Below are 1,037 nucleotides of genomic sequence, written 5' to 3' on the forward strand. Positions count from 1 at the left end.
ACCGGAGAACTCCTGCGCGAGCTGACCATCGACCCCGCCCGCGACTACCAACCCCAGGCAAACCCCAACACGACGAAACCCCCGAACCCGTAGGTTCGAGGGTTTCCGATGTCCTGAGACATCACAGCGTGCCCCCGGCAGGATTCGAACCTGCGGCACCCGCTTTAGGAGAGCTCGAGCCGTTCGGAGGCCGCTATGTCTACTGATGGGTGATATGTCGATGCAGCTTGATGTGTATCGGTTCCTCGACAATGATCTCCCGCCGCCTGTTGCTCGACTTCTGTTTACCTGGCCAGACCGACATTCGCCGCGAGGGCCTCGCAAGGTGTTCCCGCTCTTCACGTGTGGGTGCTTGCTGCTAGCCAGCGGCGGTGCTCTCGCGCTGGCCCAGTTTGTGTCGTGGGTTAGCGTCCACGGGGAGTGGTGTACGGGTTTGGTCTCGTTCGTCACCTTGATGCTCGTAAGGGAAGGTTGATGTGAAATGGGAGCTGGCCACTCCGAGATCTTTCACGGCTGATGTGCAGCCCTTCGGGTGCGTCGGCTGAACATGTGTGCCTGGGTGTGAACCTTGTCGATGGAGCTCGTCCCGCAGCAACGCTGTATTAAGGCACGTCTGATCGTCTGGCTTCCTGCTCCGCTGCAGTCCTGTTCAGCTCTTGCGCTGCAATTCGACCGGATGCTCACGGATTGCTACACGAGTATCACATTTTCGATCTTGTGGTTGGTTGGTGGGCATTTTATGCTTTGCCCGTTTGCTAACACGCTCCGAGCTGCACTGTCAGGGTTTTCGGCCTCTGCCGGGTGGGGTGGAGCTTCGTCCGGCGTCAAGGGCGCCCTGCGTGGTTCGGAGTGTGAGGGCGTATGCGCCGGATGTTTTCGCGTGCCTTTCTGTCTAAATCGGCATTGGCTATCATTGAACCTATTTCAGGCTCACCCGGCTTGGGTGACGCGATGGTTTTGAAGGACGGCGATGGCCTTGCAGAGGTGGCCGGCCTTGGACGGGCTGCAGCGTAGCTTGCGCAAGATTCTCCAGCCTT

At 59.2% G+C, this 1,037-nt stretch carries 1 tRNA gene; it reads right to left on the reverse strand.

From position 1 onward, the window contains the following. Positions 1-129 precede the first annotated feature (129 nt). Positions 130-191 (reverse strand) — tRNA-OTHER (locus GUY59_RS47100). Positions 192-1,037 lie beyond the last annotated feature (846 nt).

The organism is Nonomuraea sp. K271, assembly GCF_009908215.1.
Classification (GTDB): Bacteria; Actinomycetota; Actinomycetes; order Streptosporangiales; family Streptosporangiaceae; genus Nonomuraea; species Nonomuraea longispora.